Origin of the sequence: Pseudomonas sp. 22490 (assembly GCF_052044465.1) — a bacterium.
GTDB lineage: Bacteria > Pseudomonadota > Gammaproteobacteria > Pseudomonadales > Pseudomonadaceae > Pseudomonas > Pseudomonas aeruginosa.
This window is the reverse complement of sequence record NZ_JBQENS010000017.1, coordinates 122,293-141,448: the sequence shown is the minus strand read 5'-3', so window position 1 is coordinate 141,448 and position 19,156 is coordinate 122,293. Positions and strand designations below refer to the sequence as shown.

Below are 19,156 nucleotides of genomic sequence, written 5' to 3'. Positions count from 1 at the left end.
GCCGAGTACCCGCTGCAACGCGGCGTGCACCGGTTGTTCGAGGAGCAGGTCGAGCGCACACCGACGGCGCCGGCGCTGGCCTTCGGCGAGGAGCGCCTGGACTACGCCGAGCTGAACCGCCGGGCCAACCGCCTGGCGCATGCCCTGATCGAGCGCGGGATCGGCGCGGACCGCCTGGTGGGCGTGGCCATGGAACGTTCTATCGAGATGGTCGTGGCCCTGATGGCGATCCTCAAGGCCGGCGGCGCCTACGTGCCGGTGGACCCGGAGTATCCCGAGGAGCGCCAGGCCTACATGCTGGAGGACAGCGGTGTGGAGCTGCTGCTCAGCCAGTCGCACCTGAAGCTGCCGCTGGCGCAAGGCGTGCAGCGGATCGACCTGGATCGCGGTGCGCCCTGGTTCGAGGATTACAGTGAGGCGAACCCGGATATTCATCTCGATGGCGAGAACCTCGCCTATGTCATCTACACCTCCGGTTCCACCGGTAAGCCCAAGGGCGCCGGCAACCGCCATTCGGCGCTGAGCAACCGTTTGTGCTGGATGCAGCAGGCCTATGGCCTGGGCGTCGGTGACACGGTGTTGCAGAAAACCCCGTTCAGCTTCGACGTGTCGGTCTGGGAGTTCTTCTGGCCGCTGATGAGCGGGGCGCGTTTGGTGGTGGCCGCGCCGGGCGACCATCGCGACCCGGCGAAGCTGGTGAAGCTGATCAACCGCGAAGGGGTCGATACGCTGCACTTCGTGCCGTCGATGCTGCAGGCCTTCCTGCAGGATGAAGACGTCGCCTCCTGCACCAGCCTGAAACGCATCGTTTGCAGCGGCGAGGCGCTGCCGGCGGACGCGCAGCAGCAGGTGTTCGCCAAGCTGCCGCAGGCCGGCCTCTATAACCTCTATGGCCCGACCGAGGCGGCCATCGACGTCACCCACTGGACCTGCGTGGAGGAGGGCAAGGACGCGGTGCCGATCGGCCGGCCGATCGCCAACCTGGCCTGCTACATCCTCGATGGCAACCTGGAGCCGGTGCCGGTGGGCGTGCTCGGCGAGCTGTACCTGGCCGGTCGGGGCCTGGCCCGTGGCTACCACCAGCGTCCGGGGCTGACTGCCGAGCGTTTCGTCGCCAGCCCGTTCGTGGCTGGGGAGCGGATGTACCGCACCGGCGATTTGGCGCGCTACCGCGCCGACGGGGTGATCGAGTACGCCGGGCGGATCGACCACCAGGTGAAGCTGCGCGGCTTGCGCATCGAGCTGGGCGAGATCGAGGCGCGCCTGCTGGAGCATCCGTGGGTGCGCGAGGCGGCGGTGCTGGCGGTGGACGGCAGGCAGTTGGTCGGCTACGTGGTGCTGGAGAGCGAGGGCGGCGACTGGCGCGAAGCGCTGGCCGCGCACCTGGCGGCAAGCCTGCCGGAATACATGGTGCCGGCGCAGTGGCTGGCGCTGGAGCGGATGCCGCTGAGTCCGAACGGCAAGCTGGATCGCAAGGCGTTGCCGAAGATCGAGGCGGAAGACGGACTCGGCGAATACGTGGCACCGGCCAGCGAACCGGAGCGGCAACTGGCGGCGATCTGGGCGGATGTCCTGGGACGCGAGCGGGTTGGCGTGACCGACAACTTCTTCGCCCTCGGCGGCGACTCGATCGTCTCGATCCAGGTGGTCAGTCGAGCGCGCCAGGCCGGATTGCAACTGAGCCCGCGCGACCTGTTCCAGTTGCAGAACATTCGCAAGCTGGCCGAGCGCTGCAGCGCGGCGGCGCCCGTCGCAGAGCCGGCGAGCGTGCCCGACGGCGCCGTCCTGCACAATCTGCTGCCGCAGCAAGTGCAGGCGCTGCCGTTGCCCCACGAACGGCTGGAACACCTCTACAGCCTTTCGCCGATGCAGCAGGGCATGCTGTTCCTCGGGCTGAACAGCCCGGACGCCGAGTTGTACATCAACCAATTGAGCATCGCGGTCGACGGACTCGATCCGCAGCGCCTGCAACGCGCCTGGTCGGCGGTGGCGCAGCGCCATGAAGTGTTGCGCAGCGGCTTCCTCTGGCTGGACCAGGAAGAGCCCCTGCAATTTGTCCTGGCCGATCCCGGGCTTCCGTTCGAGGTCCTCGACTGGCGTGGGCGGGCGATAAGCGACGAAGCGCTGGAACAGGTCGCGCAACAGGAGCGGCGCAAGGGCTTCGACCTGGGCCAGCCGCCGCTGCAACGGATACGCCTGCTGCGCCTGGGCGAGGATCGCTACCAGTTGATCTGGACCTACCACCACATTCTCATCGATGGCTGGAGCACTTCGCAGCTGTTCGGCGAGATACTCGAACTCTATTCCGGCGGCAGCCTGCCGCCCGCCGTCCCTTACCGGCACTACATCGCCTGGCTGCGGGCGCGCGATGGCAAGGCCAGCGAGGCCTTCTGGCGCCGCCAACTGGCACGCATGGACGAGCCGACCTATCTGGCCGACGCCTTCAACGCTGCCCGCGAAGGATACGGGCACCAGGCGTTGTACACGCGCCTGGACAGCGATGCCACCGAGCACCTGAAACGTTTCGCCCAATCCCAGCGAGTGACGCTCAATACCCTGGTACAGGGCGCCTGGCTGCTCCTGCTGAGTCGCTACAGCGGCCAGCGCTGCGTGTCCTTCGGCGCCACCGTTGCCGGTCGGCCGGCCAGCCTGGAGGCGTCGGAACGGATCCTCGGGCTGTTCATCAATACCTTGCCGGTGGTCTGCGAAGTGGCGCCGGAACAGTGCGTCGGCGATTGGCTGAGAGCCTTGCAGGACTACAACCTGGAGATGCGCGAGCAGGAGTACACCCCGCTCAGCGACATCCAGCGCTGGGCCGGGCGCAGCGGTCAATCGCTGTTCGACAGCATCATCGTGTTCGAGAACCATCCGGTTGACCGGACGCTGCGTGACTGGCGCGACGATTCGCTGCGCTTCGGCGAGATGCGCAGCGCAGGCCTGACCAACTTCCCCATGGACCTGATGGTGACCAGCGACGATTCCGGCCTGGCGATCGAATACATGTTCCTGCGCGAGCACTTCGCCGTGGCTTCGGTCGAGCGCCTGCGCACGGATATGGAAGGGCTGCTCGCAGCCTTGAGCGGCGACGCCGAGTGCCGCCTGGGCAACATCGGCTTGCCGAGTGCCCGGGTGCCGTTGGCGGATGGCGCGTGTCCGGATCGGTATCCGCTGGTACACCAGCGCATCGGCGAGTGGAGCCGGCGCACGCCGGACGCCACCGCGCTGGTGTTCGACGAGCGCAGCCACTCGTTCGCCGAGCTGGACGCGCGGGCCAACCGCCTGGCGCATGCGCTGGTCGAGCGCGGCGTGGCGGCCGATGTGCGGGTCGGTGTGGCGCTGCCGCGCGGCACCGAACTGGTCGTTGCGCTGCTCGCCGTGCTCAAGGCCGGTGGCGCCTATGTGCCGCTGGACCTGGCGTATCCGCGTGAGCGACTGGCTTACCTGATGCAGGACTCCGGCATCGCCCTGCTGCTGAGCGAAAGCCAGGCGCTGGTGCAATTGCCGGTGCCTGCCGGCGTGCCCGCCCTGGCCCTGGACCGCCTGGATCTGCTGGAGCATCCGGCGCAGGCGCCGCAGGTCGAGGTCCATCCCGCCAACCTCGCCTACGTCATCTATACCTCCGGCTCCACCGGCCTGCCCAAGGGCGTCGCGGTGAGCCATGGTCCTCTGGCGATGCACATCGACGCGGTCGGCGAGCGCTACGAGATGTCCCCGGCCGATCGCGAGCTGCACTTCATGTCGTTCGCTTTCGACGGCGCCCATGAGCGCTGGCTGACCGCCCTGGGCCACGGCGGCAGCCTGCTGCTGCGCGACGATGCGCTGTGGACGCCGGAGCAGACCTACGCGGCGATGCAACGCCACGGCGTGACGGTTGCCGCGTTCCCGCCGGTCTATCTGCAACAGCTGGCCGAGCATGCCGAGCGTGACGGCAACCCGCCGCCGGTACGTATCTACTGCTTCGGCGGCGACGCGGTGCCGGTGGCCGGTTTCGAACTGGCCAAGCGCGCGCTGAAACCGCGCTACATCATCAACGGCTATGGCCCGACGGAAACCGTGGTCACGCCGCTGATCTGGAAGGCTGCCATGGACACCGAATGCGGCGCTGCCTATGCGCCCATCGGCAGCTTCGTCGGCGAGCGCTGCGGCTATGTCCTGGACGCTGACCTGAACCCGTTGCCGGCGGGCGTGGCCGGGGAGCTGTACCTCGGTGGCGTCGGCCTGGCGCGAGGCTATTTGCAGCGGCCGGGGTTGAGCGCCGAGCGCTTCGTCGCCAACCCGTTCAGCCGTGCCGGCGAGCGTCTCTATCGCACCGGCGACCTGGTTCGTCAGCGCGAGGATGGCACCTTCGACTACCTCGGGCGCATCGACAACCAGGTCAAGGTGCGGGGCTTCCGCATCGAACTGGGCGAGATCGAGGCGCGCCTGCAGGATGCCGGCGAGGTCCGCGAAGCGGTGGTGGTTGCCCGCGACGCGGCGAGTGGCAAGCAACTGCTCGGCTATGTGGTCGCGGAAGATGGCGCGGACGCCTCGGGCCTGCTCGAGCGCTTGCGCGAGCGCCTCAAGCGCGATCTGCCGGAGTACATGGTGCCGGCGCACCTGGCCCTGCTGCCGGCGATGCCGCTGACGCCGAACGGCAAGATCGACCGCAAGGCGCTGCCGGACATCGACGTCACCGCCAGCGAGGCCTACGTGGCGCCGCGCAATGAGCTGGAGCTGGCCCTGGCTGGTATCTGGCAGGAAGTGCTCGGTATCGCAAGGATCGGTGTGCACGACAACTTCTTCGAACTGGGTGGCGACTCTATCCTCAGCATGCAGGTGGTGGCCAAGGCCCGTGCCCTGAAGAAGCTGGGCTTCAGCCTGAAGCTGCGCGACCTGATCCAGAAGCCGAGCATCGCCGCCTTGTCCGGGTACGACGACAGCGCTGCGCCGCCGTCGCCGATCCTGGCGCTGAACGCGGCGGTGGACGGATGCCCGCCGCTGTTCTGCGTGCATGCCGGCTTCGGCACGGTGTTCGACTATGAACCGCTGGCCCGGCGCCTGAATGGCCGCCGTAGCGTACTGGCGATCCAGGCCCGCTCGCTGCTGGATCCGAACTGGCGGGACGCTTCCCTGCAACGGATGGCCGAGGATTACGTCGCGCTGATCCGCCAGCGCCAGGCCGAGGGTCCCTATCACCTGCTCGGCTGGTCGCTGGGAGGGACCCTGGGCATGCTAATGGCCGCCGAGCTCGAGCGGCAGGGACAGCAGGTGGCCTTCCTCGGTCTGCTAGACAGCTATGTGCCGGGAACCGAAGCGCCCGCCGCCGATGACTGGCGCGAGGATCTGCTGGACTTCGTCAGCGTCAGCGCCGGCCTGGAAACCCGTCCGCCACTGGCCGCCGGGTTGGAGCAGCGCGACAACGTCAGCGCCGCCATCGCCGAGTGCCTTGGCGTCGGCCAGACCGGGAAGGGAGGGCTGGGCTGCGACGAACTGGCCCAGGTATTCCTGGTCGCCCGGCAGCTCAAGCAACTCTCCGGGCAACTGGATAGTTGCTCGCCGATCCAGGTCCGGCCGCTGTGCTGGTGGACGCGCGGGCGTGGTGAAGAGGTGCGGGCGCTGTCGCGGCAATTGGGTGGTCAGCCTCTGGCCGGTCGGGTCGCCGCGTGCGGGCATTTCCAGATACCCCATGCGCAGGAGGTGCTCGACTCCCTGGTGGAGGCGCTTGAAGAAATCCACGGCAGCCTCGTCTATTCATGACGAAGCTTTGGCCGGCCCCGCCGGGGCCGGCCCGTTGGAGACTATGAAATGGCCTTGAACCCCGATATCGCGGCATACCTGGAACTGGTCGGCAACGGCCGCAGCAGTGGCAAGAGCCTGCCCATGCACCAGTTGACGGTGCAACAGGCGCGCGAGCAGTTCGACCAGTCGTCGGCGTTGATGGACCCAGGCCTCGACGAGCCGCTGCCGCGCGTCGAGACACTGTTCGTCCCGGCGCGGGACGGTACGCCGTTGCCGGCGCGCCTCTACAGTCCCCAGGGGCTGTCCGCGTCGCCGCCGTTGCCGGGCGTGCTCTACCTGCATGGCGGCGGCTACGTCGTCGGCAGCCTGGACTCCCACGACGCGCTGTGCGCCAGCCTGGCCGAGCGCGCCGGTTGCGTGGTGCTTTCTCTGGCCTACCGGTTGGCCCCGGAGTGGCGTTTTCCGACCGCCGCCGAGGACGCCGAGGATGCCTGGTGCTGGTTGGCTGCCGAAGCCGCGCGGCTAGGCATCGATCCGCAACGCCTGGCGGTTGCCGGCGACAGCGTCGGCGGCAGTCTGTGCGCGGTGTTGTCGCATCGCTTGGCGCTGCGGGGAGACGCCTCGCAACCGCGTCTGCAGGTACTGATCTACCCGGTCACCGATGCCAGCCGCACGCGCCAATCGATCGAGCGTTACGCCGTTGGCCACCTGTTGGAGAGGGACAGCCTGGAGTGGTTCTACCAGCACTACCAGCGTAGCCCCGAGGACCGTCAGGACCCGCGTTTCTCGCCGCTGCTCGGCGTGGTGCCGGCTGACCTGGCGCCGACGTTGCTGCTGGTCGCGGAGTGCGACCCGTTGCATGACGAGGGCATCGCCTATGCCGAGCACCTGCGCCAGGGCGGCGCCCGGGTGGAGTTGTGCGTCTATCCGGGGATGACCCATGACTTCCTGCGCATGGGTGCGATCGTCGACGAGGCGGACGAAGCCAAGGACATGATCGCCGACGCGCTGGTGGCGGCCCTGGCACCCTGAGACTTCGGCATTCGCCATGAAAAAAAACCGCCAGGTTCTCCTGGCGGTTTTTTTTCATGAAGGCTGGGGCGAGGGAGGCCAGCGGCCTCCCGAGACGCCTTACCAGTTGTAGGTCAGGTCGGTGGTGATGGTACGGCCCTGGCCGTAGTAGCAGTCCCAAATACCGGCGCAGCGGCTGACGTACTTCTTGTCCTCGAGGTTCTCCAGGTTGACCTGCACCTTCAGGCCCTTTACGTGCAGCGGGGATTTTTCGAAGTCGTAGGACAGCTTGCCGTCGTACAGGGTGTAGGACGGGATGGTGAAGTGATCGACGGCTGTATCGGTGCCGTCGCTGCCACGAGTGTAGCGCGCGCCGATCCCCGCGCCGAGGCCGGCGAACATGGTGTCTCCGCCAAGGGTGTAGTCCAGCCAGACGGCGGCGGTCATCGGCGGCGTGCCGGCCGGATGGCGGCCTTTGCGCCCCTCGTTGTCCTTGGTGTACTTGATGTCGTTGCGCGAGAACGAGGCGATGACATCGAGATTGTTGGTCAGGCTGGCCTTGCCTTCCAACTCGAAACCCTTGGAGCGCATGGCGCCGGACTGCCCGTAGAAATTGGGGTTCTCGAGATCGAGGGTTAGCACGTTCTTCTTGTCGATCTGGTAGACCGACATCTGGATGAAGCTGTTCTGCCCCGGCGGCTGGTATTTGATGCCGGCCTCGTACTGCTTGCCGGTGGTCGGCTTGAAGGCCTTGTTGCCTTCGTCCATGTTCAAACCGCCGACCGGCTGGAACGACTCGGAGTAGCTGACATAGGGCACGATGCCGTTGCTGAACTCGTAGCCGAAGCCGGCGCGGCCGCTGAACTTCTCGTCCTTCGCGTCGACCTTGCCGCCGGTTTCCTTGGTGTCGGTCTTGGCCCAGTCATAGCGGCCGCCGAGGGTCAAGAACCACTGGTTCCATTTCATCTGGTCCTGCAAGTAGAGACCGGTCTGCTCGGTGGTACGGTTCCAGCGATAGGGATTGGTGAAGGTGAACTTATTGCCATAGGCCGGCTTGTACAGATCGATGATCGGCGAACTGTTCTCGTATGAGTAAAGGCCGAGGAATTTGCTCTTGTAATGGTAGTAATCCACTCCGACCAGCGCGGTGTGGCTGATTTCACCGGTCTTGAATTTTGCCTGGAGCATATTGTCGATGCCGAAGGCTTTGTTGGTCTGTGACCAGTCGACGCCATAGCGCGTGGTATAGCGCTGGTCGTTGGCACCGGTGTTCGGGTTGGGTACGAAGTTGTAACCGTGCAGTGGCGCCACGTACTGGTCGTCGATATAGGCGTAGCGGGTGTTCTGCTTGAAGGTCCAGACATCGTTGAATTCGTGGCTGAACTCATAGCCGAGCACGAACTGGTCGCGGTCGTAGGAGTTCAGCCCCGGCTCGCCGATGAAGGTGCTGCGCTTGATCCGCCCGTTGGGCGTGCTGAACACCGTGCCGTAGGCCGGCAGGCCTTGGGCCTCGGGCACGTCGTTGTCCTTCTGGTACTGGCCGTAGAAGGTCAGGCTGGTCTGCTCGTTGGGGTTCCAGGTAAAGCTCGGCGCCAGCATGAAGCGTTTCTGCTCGGCATAGTCGATCTCCGAGTTGATGTCCCGGCCCACACCGGTCAGCCGGTACAGGTAGGTGCCCTGTTCATCGAGCGCGCCGCCGACGTCGAAGGCTCCGTAGCGGCGGTCCTGGCTGCCGCCGCCGAGCACCACTTCGCGGATCGGGGTGGCGGTGGGACGCTTGGACACCATGTTGACGATACCGCCCGGTTCGTTCTGGCCGTAGAGCACCGATGCCGGCCCCTTCAGCACCTCGATGCGTTCCAGGGTATAGGGGTCGATCTGCAGGGCACCGCCGGTACTGCCGCCGCCGTAGGGCATGTGCAGGCCGTCGAGGTACATCGGCGCCGGGCTGAAGCCGCGCGAGGTCGGCTCGTCGAAGATCTTCACCCGGTCGGCGAAGCCGCCGCCGGTGATCCCCGGAGTGTAGCGCAGGGCCTCGGTGACGGTCTGCGAACCGCGCGCCTTGATCTCGTCCTGGGTGACCACGTTGATGGTCTGGGGGATTTCCTTGAGCGGGGTGTCGGTCTTGGTGCCGGTACCGCTGCGCTTGGCCACGTAGCCGTTGACGTGGCCCCAGGCCGACTCCTGGCTGGTGACGGTAATGTCGCCGAGGTCCACCGAGTCCGCCGAGCGCTGGGCGCTGATGGTAACGCTGGAGCCTTGCAGGCTGTAGCTGGCGCCGGTACCGCGGAGAAGTTCGGCGAGAGCCGCCTCGACGCTCAGTTGGCCGCGGACCGGGTTGCTGCGCAGGCCTTGCACTTCATCGGCGCTGTAGAGCACCTGCAACTGGCTCTGCTGGCCGAACTGGCGCAGGGCGCTGGGCAGGGACTGGGCGCCGATGTCGAACTGGATCTTCTGCGCTTCGGCCTGGCTGGCGATCGGCGCCAACAGGGCCATGGCCAGGGCGGTGGTGCTCAGGCGCGGATGCAGCGTCAGGGTGTTGCGCATCACTAGAGCCTTGGTGAAACGGGGGAGTGTGCGGAGTGCTGGCATGCTCTCTAGTACTCTTATGGATGTCATGATTGGGAATAATTGTTATTTGGTTTCCCATTGAGACGTTTGGTCGGCGCGAAACCGGAAAACAAAAATCGTTTTTTCCGTGTTCGCAGGCAGAGCGTTTCAGGCCGGTTGCAGCTCCTCGACCACTCGACCGCCGGCCAGACGCAGCAGTTGGTCGGCGCTGTCGAAGTAGCGGTCGTCATGGGAGATCACGATGATGGTCTTGCCCATTCGCTTCAGCTCGGGAAGCAGCTCGGTATAAAAGATCCGGCGGAAGGTGGGATCCTGGTCGGCGGCCCATTCGTCGAAGACCAGCACCGGGCGCTTCTCGATCCAGGCATTGACCAGCGCCAGGCGCTTGCGCTGGCCGGTGGAGAGGTCGGTGGTGGTGAAGCTGCCGTCGCTGACGCTGACCTTGTGGGCGATTTCCAGGCGCTTCAGGTAGCGCCCGGCTTCTTCCGGCAAGTGTTGCTCGCCGTCGACGAGGTCGTCGAACAGGTAGTAGTCGGCGAACACGGTGGTGAACAGCTGACGATAGTCGTCGCGCGCCTGTGCCGTCACTTCCTCTCCGTTGAGCAGCAGCGAGCCCTCGTGGGGCGTGTACAGCCCGAGCAACAGCTTGATCAGGGTGGTCTTGCCGCAGCCGTTCTCGCCGACGATGAAGAGGATCTCTCCCGGGCGGATCGTCAGGTTGACCGGGCCGAAGCGGAAGGGCGTCGAGCCCGGCACGCCCGGATAGCTGTAGCCGACATCGCGCAACTCGATGCTGCGCACCTCTTGAGCCGGTCTGGAGGCGTCGTTCTCGAGCAGCAGGTAGGGTTCGGGATTGGAGAACTGCTCGTTGAGTTCGGCGATCCGGCGCAGGGCGATACGGTTGCGACTGATCAGCGGCAACAGGCTGAGTACGCTTTCCAGCGGCCCCTTCATGAACAGCAGGGTCATGACGAAGCCGCTGAGCACGCTGCGGTCGGAGGTCGGCCACCAGGTCTGGACCGCCAGGGCGGTGCCGATGACCACGAAGAACAGCAGCGAACCGAAGGTGCTGGCAGTGAGGAATATATTCACCGAACGCACCTGCAGGCGGCAGATGCGCTCCACGGTCTCGTCCAGCAGACGCCCGTGCAGGCGCTGCCGGCGCGGGCGGTTGATGCGCAGCTCCTTGGCTCCCTCGGCCATGCCGCGGTAGTGCTTCTGCAGCAAGTCTTCCTCTTCGCGCGCCGCTTCGAAACCGGCCATTCCATAGCCGCGGGCGATGTACTGGGCGATGGTGCCGAGCACCACGGCGCTGGCGGCGACCAGGAACATCGGCAGCGACAGGGTGGCCAGGTAGCCCAGGCAGCCAAGGGTCACGGTCAGGGAGATCACCAGTTGCGGCAGGCCGAAGGCAAGATCGCTGACCGTATCGATGTCGTGGGTGAGCACCGGGATCAGGCGGTGCGTGCGATAGCGTTCGAGTTGTTCGATCGGGGCGGACAACACCCGGCCGCCGAGGGTCTTGCGCAGCCGGGCGATGACCTTCTGGCCGACGTAGTTGGTGCCGATGTTGGACAGGATCGAACTGAGCAGGGCCAGCGCGCAGATCGCGCTGAAAGCCAGCATCATGCCGCTGGTCATGCCGCCCTCGGCGTTCAGTACGCGGTTGATCGAGGTGAGCAGCGCGGTGATGGCCAGGCCGCCGACGATACCCAGTCCGATCGACAGGCTGAGCGCTGGCCAGAAGGGTTTGAGAATGCTCAGGAGTTCGCGAGTGGCGCTACGGGGTGTTGCGGACATGGGGTTTCCTCGGCGCGGCCGACTGGACGCAAGGGCAGAGAGGCGAATGGCGGAGTGGCGCACGCTCGCGCCTGCCCTGAAGACGAGGCCGGGGAGGGGAAATTTAGCCTGTGGCGCTGCTTCGCCGAGGCGTCCGGCAAAAGCGCAGGGGACGATAAATTCGGCGGCCGGCCGTTCGTTGCGTTTAAGTGAGAGCGACGCTCGAGCGGGTTCCCCGGGAAGCCCTTGTCGAGTCCAACACTGTGCCGGAGCACGCGCTCAAGTCCGACCCATTCCCTGAGAAAGACGAGATGACGAAAAGGAAATTAGCCTATATCTGGTCCCTGAGAAACGCCGCCGCCGACAAGGCCGGACAACAGGTGGCCTACAAGGGCGAGCTGCGCTACATGAAGTCCCCGCTGGAGTTTCTCGCCGAATCGCTGAACCGGACGGCGCTGGGGGACGCCTACGAATTGGTCGGGGTGATCTACGACGACGACCCGGAGCTGCCCCGCGACCAGCGGAAGATCGAGGACTACGGATTCGCCTACCGGCCTGGACAGCAGTGGTTCTACCCGGCGGAACTGGAGGTACAGGGGCGGCGCATGAACGATCTGCTGCTGAACGTGCCTTCCACCTACCGTCGCCACCCGCGCGGGAGCGCGGAGCATGTGGCCGGCAAGCGCGACTTCGAACGACGCCTGTACGAGACGCTGGTCGAGCTGCGCGCCGAGGTCGTCGTCCTCGACGGCCTGCTGGTCATCCTCGATGAGCTGGTGCGGCCCGGGGCGCCATTCGCCCGACGGATCATGAATATCCATCCCGGGGTCACGCGCGCCGACTCGCCCTACCAACGGCGCGGCGCCTGGGCGACCCTGGATGCATTGCATGGTGCGCGGGGTGAGAAGATCGTCGACTGGGCGACGATGGAAAGCGTACCGGTCGAACCCTTGTACCTGACCGGCGCCTCGTTCCACTACGTGGACAACGGCATCGATTCCGGCGAGGTCTTCCACGACGTGCTGAAAACGAAGATATCTCCCGACGACACCATCCTCGAGCTGCGTTGGAACAACTTCAACGACAGTCTGTTCCCGGCCTTGCACGAAGGCCTGGCTCTGCTGGCCGAGAAGGACTGAAAACGCCTGGTCGCGGATGCGCAAAGGCCGGAGCGACCCGCGTCGCTCCGGCCTTTCTTCGTCCGCCTCAGAGTTCGCGGGCCACGCGGAAACCTATCCAGTCGCCACGGGCGTCGGGGTAGGCATTGTTGCGGTTGCCCGAGCGCGAGAAGATCGGCGGCTCGCCCCAGTCGTTGCCGCGGATCTGCACCAGCTCGCACTTGTCCTCCATCCACGCGCTGCCGTCGCTCGGCGCGCCGTTGTAGTGGTCGTGCCAGCAGTCGGCGACCCACTCGTAGACGTTGCCGTGCATGTCGTAGACGCCGAAGGCGTTGGGCGGGAAGCTGCCCACCGGCGAGGTGAAGTTGTAGCCATCGCTGGCGCCGTAGGTGTTGGCGTGCTTGGCGATGCTGTATTCCTTGCCTTCGTCGAACGGGAAGGGGAAGGGGCCGGCGCTGCCGGCGCGGGCGCCGTACTCGCGCTCGGCCTCGCTGAGCATGCGGTAGTGCTTGCCGGTCTTCTTCGACAGCCAGGCGGCGTAGTTCTTCACGTCGTTGTAGTCGACGCACACCGCCGGCTGGCGAGGGCCTTGCTGGTAGCGCGGCTTGCCGGCGATGCATTCGCGGCCGGGGCGGGTATCGCCGTCGGCCAGCTTGACGCCGGTGGCTTTCAGGTAGGCGTCCAGTTCGCCGGCGGTGACCTGGTAGCGGCTGATGGCGAACGGCTTGGCGAAGGTCACGTCGTGCAGCGGGCCCTCGTCGGGCTGGCGGCCGACCTCGTCGTCCGGGGTGCCCATGGTGAAGCTGCCGGCGGGCAGTACGACCATCTCCGGGCAGTCCTTGCAATCCTTGAACACCGTGCCGGGTTTCTTCGCTTCGTCGGCGAAGGCGGGGGCGGTGGCGACGATCAGTGCGGCCAGGGCCAGGGGCGATAATGCGTGCATGGCGGTTCTCGTTGAGTGGCGAAAGGGGTCAGGCGAGTTGCGGGGCGAGGATTTCCAGCACCCGGTCGATCTCCGCCTCGTCGTTCAGCAGGCTCGGCGCCAGGCGCACCACCGGGCCGACATCGCGATCCACGGCGTCGCTGATTACCCGGTGCGCCATCAGGTGTTTGGCGACCGCCTCGCAATCGCGGCCTTCGACGCGGAAGAAGGTGAAGCCCGAAGACAGCTCGGGGCTGGTCGGCGTGACCAGGCGGACCTTGGGATGCTCGCCCAGGCGCTGCTTGAGGTAGGCGTTGAGCTGGTGGATACGCGCCTGGACCTCGGCCTTGCCCAACTGCAGGTGCAGCTCGAAGGCCGTGCCCAGGGCCAGGCGATGTTCGAAGGCGTGGTAGCCGCCAGGGGTCATCAGGGTGCCGAAGTTGTCGGCGCGGGAGAAGGTCGGGATGCTCGGCACCAGGTGCTCCTGGAGCTGTTCCGAGCGGGCGATGATGACCCCGGTGCCACGCGGACCGAACAGCCACTTGTGGGTGCCGGCGATGAAGTAGTCGCAGTCGAAGTCGGCGAAGCTGACGTCTTCCACGCCGAAACCATGCACGCCGTCGACCACGTAGATGATCCGGTCCTGTTCGTCGCGCTTCTGGTTGAGTTCGCGCACCAGCTTGCCGATCTCGCGGATCGGCAGCTTCACGCCGCTGCCCGACTGCACCCAGGTCATGCCCAGCACCCGGGTCTGCGGGCGGATCTGAGCGGCGATGCTGGACAGGATCTCGTCGGCGGAAACCCGGTGCGGGTCCTTGAACAGCGGGAACTCGCGGACCTGGGTACCCATGCGCTTGTGCCGGTATTCCAGGGTGGTGTAGGTGGAGTAGTGCTCGTGGGAGGAGGTCAGGATCTCCTTGCCCGGCTGCACCAGCAGGCCGCCGTAGATCGCCGCCAGGCCGTCGGTGGTGCTGCCGGTGAGCGCCACCTGGCCAGGTTGCACGGCGAAGTAGCGACCTGCCCAGGCGCGAGCCTCGTCCTCGTATTTCCAGATTTCCTCGCGATGCCAGTCCACCGCTTCGCCCGGGTTGCGGTCGAAGCGGACCCGCAGGCGCTCGATGGCCTCCCGCACCGGCCGAGGGTGGGAGGTGAGGAGGAAGTTGGCGAAGTGCAGATACTGCGGGTCGAGATCGAATTGCTGGCGCAGCGCTTTCCATTTATTGCCGGCGTCGCTCGGTACGCCTTCGGCGCGGAGCGACTGGGCAGCGGAAAGCAGCGGCAGGCCGGCGGCGAGAATGCCGGCCTGCTTGAGAAAGGTACGACGGTCGTTCATCGGGAGGTCCGTTGCGGCGTGGTCAGGGGGTAGCTGTCGGCTTGGCGCGTTTTTGCACTTCGCCCCAGGCGCGCAGGAAGTTGCCTCCCCAGAGCTTGGCGATGTCGGCATCGGAATAACCGCGGGTGATCAGTTCGGCGGTGACGTTGCGGATTTCGCTGACATCCTTCCAGCCGTCCACGCCGCCACCGTCGTTGAAGTCCGAGCTGATGCCCACGTGGTCGATGCCGACCTTCTTCACCGTGTAGTCGATGGCGTCCACCAGTTCCTTGAGGCCGGCCTTGGGCTCCTCCTCCAGGATGCCGTAGAGGGCGCTGGCGTATTCACCGAAGCGTTGTTCCGGCCAGATGGTGATGATCGGATCGCCCGGCATCAGGGCATAGTCCAGGCCTTCCAGGGGCGGCAGGTCGAAGCGCGCGCGCAGGGCGTCGAGCTTGTCCAGGGTCGGTTTGCTCAGCGGACGCAGGTAGGCGGGGAAGCCGACCACCTGGATCACGCCGCCACTGTCCTTGATCAGTTGCATCTCGTGGTCGCTGAGGTTGCGCTTGATGTCCACCAGGGCACGCGGCGCGGAGTGCGAGGCGACGATGGGCGCGCGGCTGAGGGCGGCAACCTGTTCCAGGGCCTTGGTCGACATCTGCGAGACATCGATGATCACCCCGAGATCGTTGAGCCGTTCGACCGCCTGCTTGCCTAGCGGGGAGAGGCCGCCTAGGGCGTCGGGCGAGTCATTGAAGAAGGGCAGCGGGCGCGAGGAGTCGGCCCAGTCGTTGTTGCCGACGTAGCTGAAGCCGAACATGCGCACGCCGCGGGCGGCCCATTTGTCCAGTTGGGACAGGTCGTCGCCCAGCGGGTAGGCGTTGAGCATGCTCATGACGATGGCGAACTTGCCTTCCATGGCCAGGCGGCGGAAGTCCTCGGGGGAGTAGGCGATGCCGACCTGGTTGGGAAAGTCGCGGACCATGCCGGTGAGAATCTTGTAACGAATTTCCTGCTGGTGGCGGGCTTCGTCGACGAAACCGGGGGTCGGCTTGTGCGGCGCGTTCGGGCCGTTCCACATCTCCGGCCAGCCGAAGATCGCCAGGGCAGCGCCGGACAGGCGTCCGCGGCCGGCCTTGACCAGATCCAACTGGCCCGGTCCGTCCTTGTCCACCTCGTTGCCGGTGGTGCCGAAGTCCAGCGGCACAGTGATCCGGCTGTCGAAGGAGAGGATGCGCTCGTGCAACTCCTCTGCGTGTTGCATGACCTTGCGCGGGTAGCCGGCGCTGCCCAGCCACTGGGTCCAGGCCAGCCAGCCGCCGGCGGCCAGCAGGACGATGAACAGTGGCAGGCCGAGGTAAAGCGCCGTTCTTTTGCGAGTTCTAGTCATTGCCGTCCCAGTCAGGTTCGAAATCGGTGGACGCCGGTCGTTCCGCATTGCAGAGCGGGGCACCTGTCAGGGTGGGACGAGGGCAGGGACGGAAAATTTAGCGGGCCGACGAATTCGCCGGGTGCCGCCAGCGACGCCGGCTCCGGTAAATTTGCCGATGGACGGAACGTTCTAGCTGGATAAAGCGAGCTTCATGGCTGAACAGGTAGGACGATGACGGTTTCTCGACGCGGATTCATGGCGGGTTTGGCGCTCACCGGAGCGGCTGCCCTGCCGGTGGCTTACTACACACATCGTCATCTGGCCCGCCTGCGCGAAGACGAGGAGCACCCGGCCACGCCCGGCGAAGCGACGCTGGACCTGGCCGCCACCGAGGCCATGCGCCTGGGCGACCGCCTGCGCGGTATCTGGGACCTGCGCCTGCTCGGCGCCGACGCCGGCCTGCCGGGGTTACCGCTGGAGGGGTTGGAGCTGGTGCTCGACGTGGCGCCCAGGGGGCTGGGCCTGATCGGATACCTGGATACTCCGGAGCGCCTGAGAGGGCCGCAGGAACCGCGCTTCCGCCTGCTTGGCGACCTGGTCGGTGCGCGCTCCGCGCGCATCCGCTGGCGCCTGGTGGACGGCAACACCGCCTCGATGACCCCGAGCTACGATTGCTCGGCGGTCTTCGACGAGGTCTGGGACAATCTGGCCAATGCCGGCGACGGCACCCTCAGCGGTCGCATCGAGCGCCTCGTGCGCTCGCCACTGCAAGCGCAGGAGGATTTCCGCTTCGTGGCGGTCAAGCGCCCGTTTCCGCTGGCTCGCGAGCGCATCGGCCTCAACGAACGCTTGCTCGCCTGGCTGATCTCGCCGCAGCATCGCCTCTTCCACCAGCTCTGGCATGCCTCGCGGGACAAGTGGCATCGACTTTCCGAGAAGCAGCGCAACGCCCTGCGCGGCGTCGGCTGGCAGCCTGGCCCACTGGACCGCGAGCGTGACGCCCGTGGTCGTCACAAGGACCGCAATGCTTCCGGTATCGACTTCTTCTTCATGCACCGGCACATGCTGCATACCGCGCGCTCGATGCAGGACCTGCCGTCCTGGCGGCGCCTGCCGCTGCCGGGCGTACCGCTGGCCCACGACCGGGTCGGCTTCCTGCGCTACTTCGACAACCCTGACGGCTGTTCCGTCCCGCCGGCCTGGGTCGCGGTGGACGACGACGAATACACCGAGTGGCTGCGTGGGCTGAAAAGCGCCGAGGGCTATCACGCCAATTTCCTGGTCTGGGAGTCGCAATACCAGGACCCGGAATACCTGGCGAAACTGACGCTCGGTCAGTTCGGCTCGGAGATGGAGCTGGGCATGCACGACTGGCTGCATATGCGCTGGGCTTCGGTGACTCGCGATCCTTCCAACGGCGCGCCGGTGATGAGCGACCGGGTACCATCGGACTTTTCCCCGCGCTGGTTCCGCCCGGAGAACGACTTCCTCGGCGACCCGTTTTCCTCCCATGTGAATCCGGTGTTCTGGTCGTTCCACGGCTGGATCGACGACCGCATCGAGGACTGGTATCGCGCCCACGAGCGTTTCCATCCTGGCGAAGTGCAGCGCCGCGAAGTGGAGGGCATCCAATGGTTCGCGCCCGGTCGATGGGTCGAGGTCGGCGATCCCTGGCTGGGCCCGGCGACCCATGGATGCGGGCTCTCGGATGTCCAGGCGAGCAGCAACTCGGTGGAGCTGGACGTGGAAACCATGAAGCTGGCTTTGCGCATCATCTTCAGCGAAGAAGACCAGTTGAGCGGCTGGCTCAAGCGTGCGCCGCGGCGGCCCTGGTACGCGCGCAACCTGAAGCTGGCGCGCGACCAGCTCAGGCGCTGAACGGCGAAAGAGCGAGTAAGGATGGAGGAGGCCCGCGCAACGCGGGCCTCAGTCTTTCCGCGCGAGACCCTGGCGGTCGCTCTGCCAGCCGCCGCCGAGGGCCTTGTACAGGCCGACCGAGGCCTGCAGGCGGGCCAGTCGCAGTTGCACGGCGGCATCCTGCGCCGCGTACAGCGTGCGTTGCGTTTCGAGGACCGTCAGCAGGGTTTCCGCGCCGGCCTGGTAGCGGCTGTCGGAGAGATCGAAGGCGCGCTGCGCCTGCTCCAGCTCCTGCTGCTGCCAGTGCAGCTGGCGGTCGAGGCCGTCGATGCTGTTCAGCGAGCGTTCGGTGTCGGCAAAGGCGGTGAGGATCGCCTTGCGGTAGGTTTCCAGCAGTTCTTCCTGGCGCGCCAGGCTGCGGTCGCGCTCGGCGCGCAGGCGGCCGTGGTTGAAGATCGGGGCGAGCAGGTTGGCGCCCAGGTTGTAATAGGGGTTGCGGAAAGTGTCGGCGGCGCGGTTGGCGCCGGACGACAGCGAGGCGCTCAGGGTCAGCTTGGGGAACAGCGCCGCGCGCGCCACCTGCACGTCGGCCTGGGCCGCGGCCAGTTGCGCTTCGGCGTTGGCGATATCGGGACGGCGGCTGAGCAGTTCGCTCGGCAGGCCCGCTCCGGTCTCCGGCCAGCGCAGGCTGTCGAAAGGCCGCTCGGCCACCTGTAGCGCCTGCACCGGCTCGCCGATCAGGGTGGCCAGGGTAATCAGCGCCTCATGGGCCTGCTGCTCGAGCAGCGGCAGCTGCTTGCGCTGGCTGGCGACCAGGCTGCTCTGCTGGGCGACCTCCAAGGCGGTGGCCGAGCCCGCGGCATGGCGGGTCTCCACCAGGCGCAGGACGTGCTCGGCGTTGTCCAGGTTGAGCCTGGCGATGCGCTGCTGTTCGCGCAGCGCCAATACCTGCAGGTAGCTGTTGGCGACGCCGGAGAGCAGGGTCAGCTCTACCGTTGCGCGGTCGTACTCGCTGGACTTGAGGCTTTCCAGGGCACTGCGGTAGGCAGCCCGGCGACCGCCCCAGAAGTCCACTTCGTAGCTGGCGCTGAGGCCGGCGGAGAAGGAGTCGACGGCATCGTTGTCGGAGGTCGCGTCGGTACCGCTGTAGCCCGAGTCGCGCAGGAGTTTCTGCCGGCTGGCGCCGAGCGTCGCATTCAGCTCCGGCAGCAACGGCGCGCCGGCGATCACCGCCGAGGCCTGGGCCTGGCGCACGCGGGCCACCGCCGCGCCGAGGTCCTGGCTGTTCAGCAGGGCGCGTTGCAGCAGGCTGTCCAGTTCCGGCGCGCCGAAGGCTTTCCACCACTGGCGGATGTCGCTGGCATCGCTGCGCCCGGCCGCCAGGTAGCGCCACTGAGGGGGCGCGGCCAGGCCGCTGTCGAGGGGCGCCGGCGTGCTGCCGCAGGCGCCGAGCAGCAGGCAGGCGGAAATCAGGGAGAGATTCTTCATGGACATGT

10 protein-coding genes and 1 pseudogene are annotated in these 19,156 nt (G+C 66.5%); 5 read left to right on the top strand and 6 right to left on the bottom strand.

Translation table 11 applies throughout. From position 1 onward, the window contains the following. From ACTJJX_RS19755 to ACTJJX_RS19745, 3 genes and pseudogenes are all read left to right on the top strand, one after another. Window positions 1–3,111 (top strand): annotated as a pseudogene (locus ACTJJX_RS19755) (amino acid adenylation domain-containing protein); the annotation flags it as partial. 18 nt (window positions 3,112–3,129) lie between these two features. Then, the gene (locus tag ACTJJX_RS19750) at window positions 3,130–5,736 is read left to right on the top strand and encodes an amino acid adenylation domain-containing protein (protein ID WP_440782016.1); all 2,607 of its coding nucleotides are present in this window, start codon (window positions 3,130–3,132) and stop codon (window positions 5,734–5,736) included. A 48-nt stretch (window positions 5,737–5,784) separates the two neighbouring features. Continuing rightward, the gene (locus tag ACTJJX_RS19745) at window positions 5,785–6,750 is read left to right on the top strand and encodes an alpha/beta hydrolase (protein WP_016852867.1); all 966 of its coding nucleotides are present in this window, start codon (window positions 5,785–5,787) and stop codon (window positions 6,748–6,750) included. Window positions 6,751–6,849: 99 nt separating this feature from the next. On the opposite strand, the gene ACTJJX_RS19740 is transcribed toward ACTJJX_RS19745, so the two are convergent. Both ACTJJX_RS19740 and ACTJJX_RS19735 read right to left on the bottom strand, forming a co-directional pair. Next, the gene (locus ACTJJX_RS19740) at window positions 6,850–9,276 is read right to left on the bottom strand and encodes a TonB-dependent siderophore receptor (RefSeq protein ID WP_016852868.1); all 2,427 of its coding nucleotides are present in this window, start codon (window positions 9,274–9,276) and stop codon (window positions 6,850–6,852) included. Between the two features lie 171 nt (window positions 9,277–9,447). Further along, a complete protein-coding gene (locus ACTJJX_RS19735; protein ID WP_016852869.1) occupies window positions 9,448–11,100 on the bottom strand; it encodes a cyclic peptide export ABC transporter in 1,653 nt (550 codons plus the stop codon). A gap of 290 nt (window positions 11,101–11,390) precedes the next feature. On the opposite strand from ACTJJX_RS19735, the gene ACTJJX_RS19730 reads away from it, so the two are divergent. Then, window positions 11,391–12,218 carry a pyoverdine synthetase F gene (locus ACTJJX_RS19730; protein WP_003144003.1) on the top strand — a complete coding sequence of 276 codons (828 nt, stop codon included), beginning with the start codon at window positions 11,391–11,393 and terminating at the stop codon, window positions 12,216–12,218. A gap of 67 nt (window positions 12,219–12,285) precedes the next feature. Here ACTJJX_RS19730 and pvdO read toward each other — a convergent pair whose 3' ends face one another. From pvdO to pvdM, 3 genes are read right to left on the bottom strand one after another with little or no spacing between them, the layout of a single operon-like run. Further along, complete coding sequence (pvdO, locus tag ACTJJX_RS19725) at window positions 12,286–13,140, bottom strand: dihydropyoverdine dehydrogenase (RefSeq protein WP_003110606.1); 855 nt, start codon at window positions 13,138–13,140, stop codon at window positions 12,286–12,288. Between the two features lie 28 nt (window positions 13,141–13,168). Next, a complete protein-coding gene (gene pvdN, locus ACTJJX_RS19720; protein WP_003114503.1) occupies window positions 13,169–14,452 on the bottom strand; it encodes a pyoverdine-tailoring periplasmic protein PvdN in 1,284 nt (427 codons plus the stop codon). A 22-nt stretch (window positions 14,453–14,474) separates the two neighbouring features. Continuing rightward, window positions 14,475–15,821: a pyoverdine-tailoring dipeptidase-like protein PvdM gene (pvdM, locus tag ACTJJX_RS19715; RefSeq protein WP_003450962.1), complete on the bottom strand. Its 1,347-nt coding sequence runs from the start codon at window positions 15,819–15,821 to the stop codon at window positions 14,475–14,477. Window positions 15,822–16,034: 213 nt separating this feature from the next. Here pvdM and pvdP point away from each other — a divergent pair, with 213 nt between their 5' ends. Continuing rightward, window positions 16,035–17,681: a pyoverdine maturation tyrosinase PvdP gene (pvdP, locus tag ACTJJX_RS19710; RefSeq protein ID WP_003163333.1), complete on the top strand. Its 1,647-nt coding sequence runs from the start codon at window positions 16,035–16,037 to the stop codon at window positions 17,679–17,681. 48 nt (window positions 17,682–17,729) lie between these two features. Here the strand turns inward: pvdP and ompQ are convergent, their stop codons facing one another. Continuing rightward, the gene (gene ompQ / locus ACTJJX_RS19705; protein ID WP_004343750.1) at window positions 17,730–19,154 is read right to left on the bottom strand and encodes a pyoverdine export/recycling transporter outer membrane subunit OmpQ; all 1,425 of its coding nucleotides are present in this window, start codon (window positions 19,152–19,154) and stop codon (window positions 17,730–17,732) included. Window positions 19,155–19,156 lie beyond the last annotated feature (2 nt).

Bases quoted from the DNA above. Each gene is read 5' to 3' on its own strand.
- pvdO (WP_003110606.1), bottom strand. From the start codon at position 13,140: ATGCACGCATTATCGCCCCTGGCCCTGGCCGCACTGATCGTCGCCACC.
- ompQ (WP_004343750.1), bottom strand. From the start codon at position 19,154: ATGTCCATGAAGAATCTCTCCCTGATTTCCGCCTGCCTGCTGCTCGGC.
- ACTJJX_RS19745 (WP_016852867.1), top strand. From the start codon at position 5,785: ATGGCCTTGAACCCCGATATCGCGGCATACCTGGAACTGGTCGGCAAC.
- ACTJJX_RS19730 (WP_003144003.1), top strand. From the start codon at position 11,391: ATGACGAAAAGGAAATTAGCCTATATCTGGTCCCTGAGAAACGCCGCC.
- ACTJJX_RS19740 (WP_016852868.1), bottom strand. From the start codon at position 9,276: ATGCGCAACACCCTGACGCTGCATCCGCGCCTGAGCACCACCGCCCTG.
- pvdP (WP_003163333.1), top strand. From the start codon at position 16,035: ATGACGGTTTCTCGACGCGGATTCATGGCGGGTTTGGCGCTCACCGGA.
- pvdM (WP_003450962.1), bottom strand. From the start codon at position 15,821: ATGACTAGAACTCGCAAAAGAACGGCGCTTTACCTCGGCCTGCCACTG.
- ACTJJX_RS19735 (WP_016852869.1), bottom strand. From the start codon at position 11,100: ATGTCCGCAACACCCCGTAGCGCCACTCGCGAACTCCTGAGCATTCTC.
- pvdN (WP_003114503.1), bottom strand. From the start codon at position 14,452: ATGAACGACCGTCGTACCTTTCTCAAGCAGGCCGGCATTCTCGCCGCC.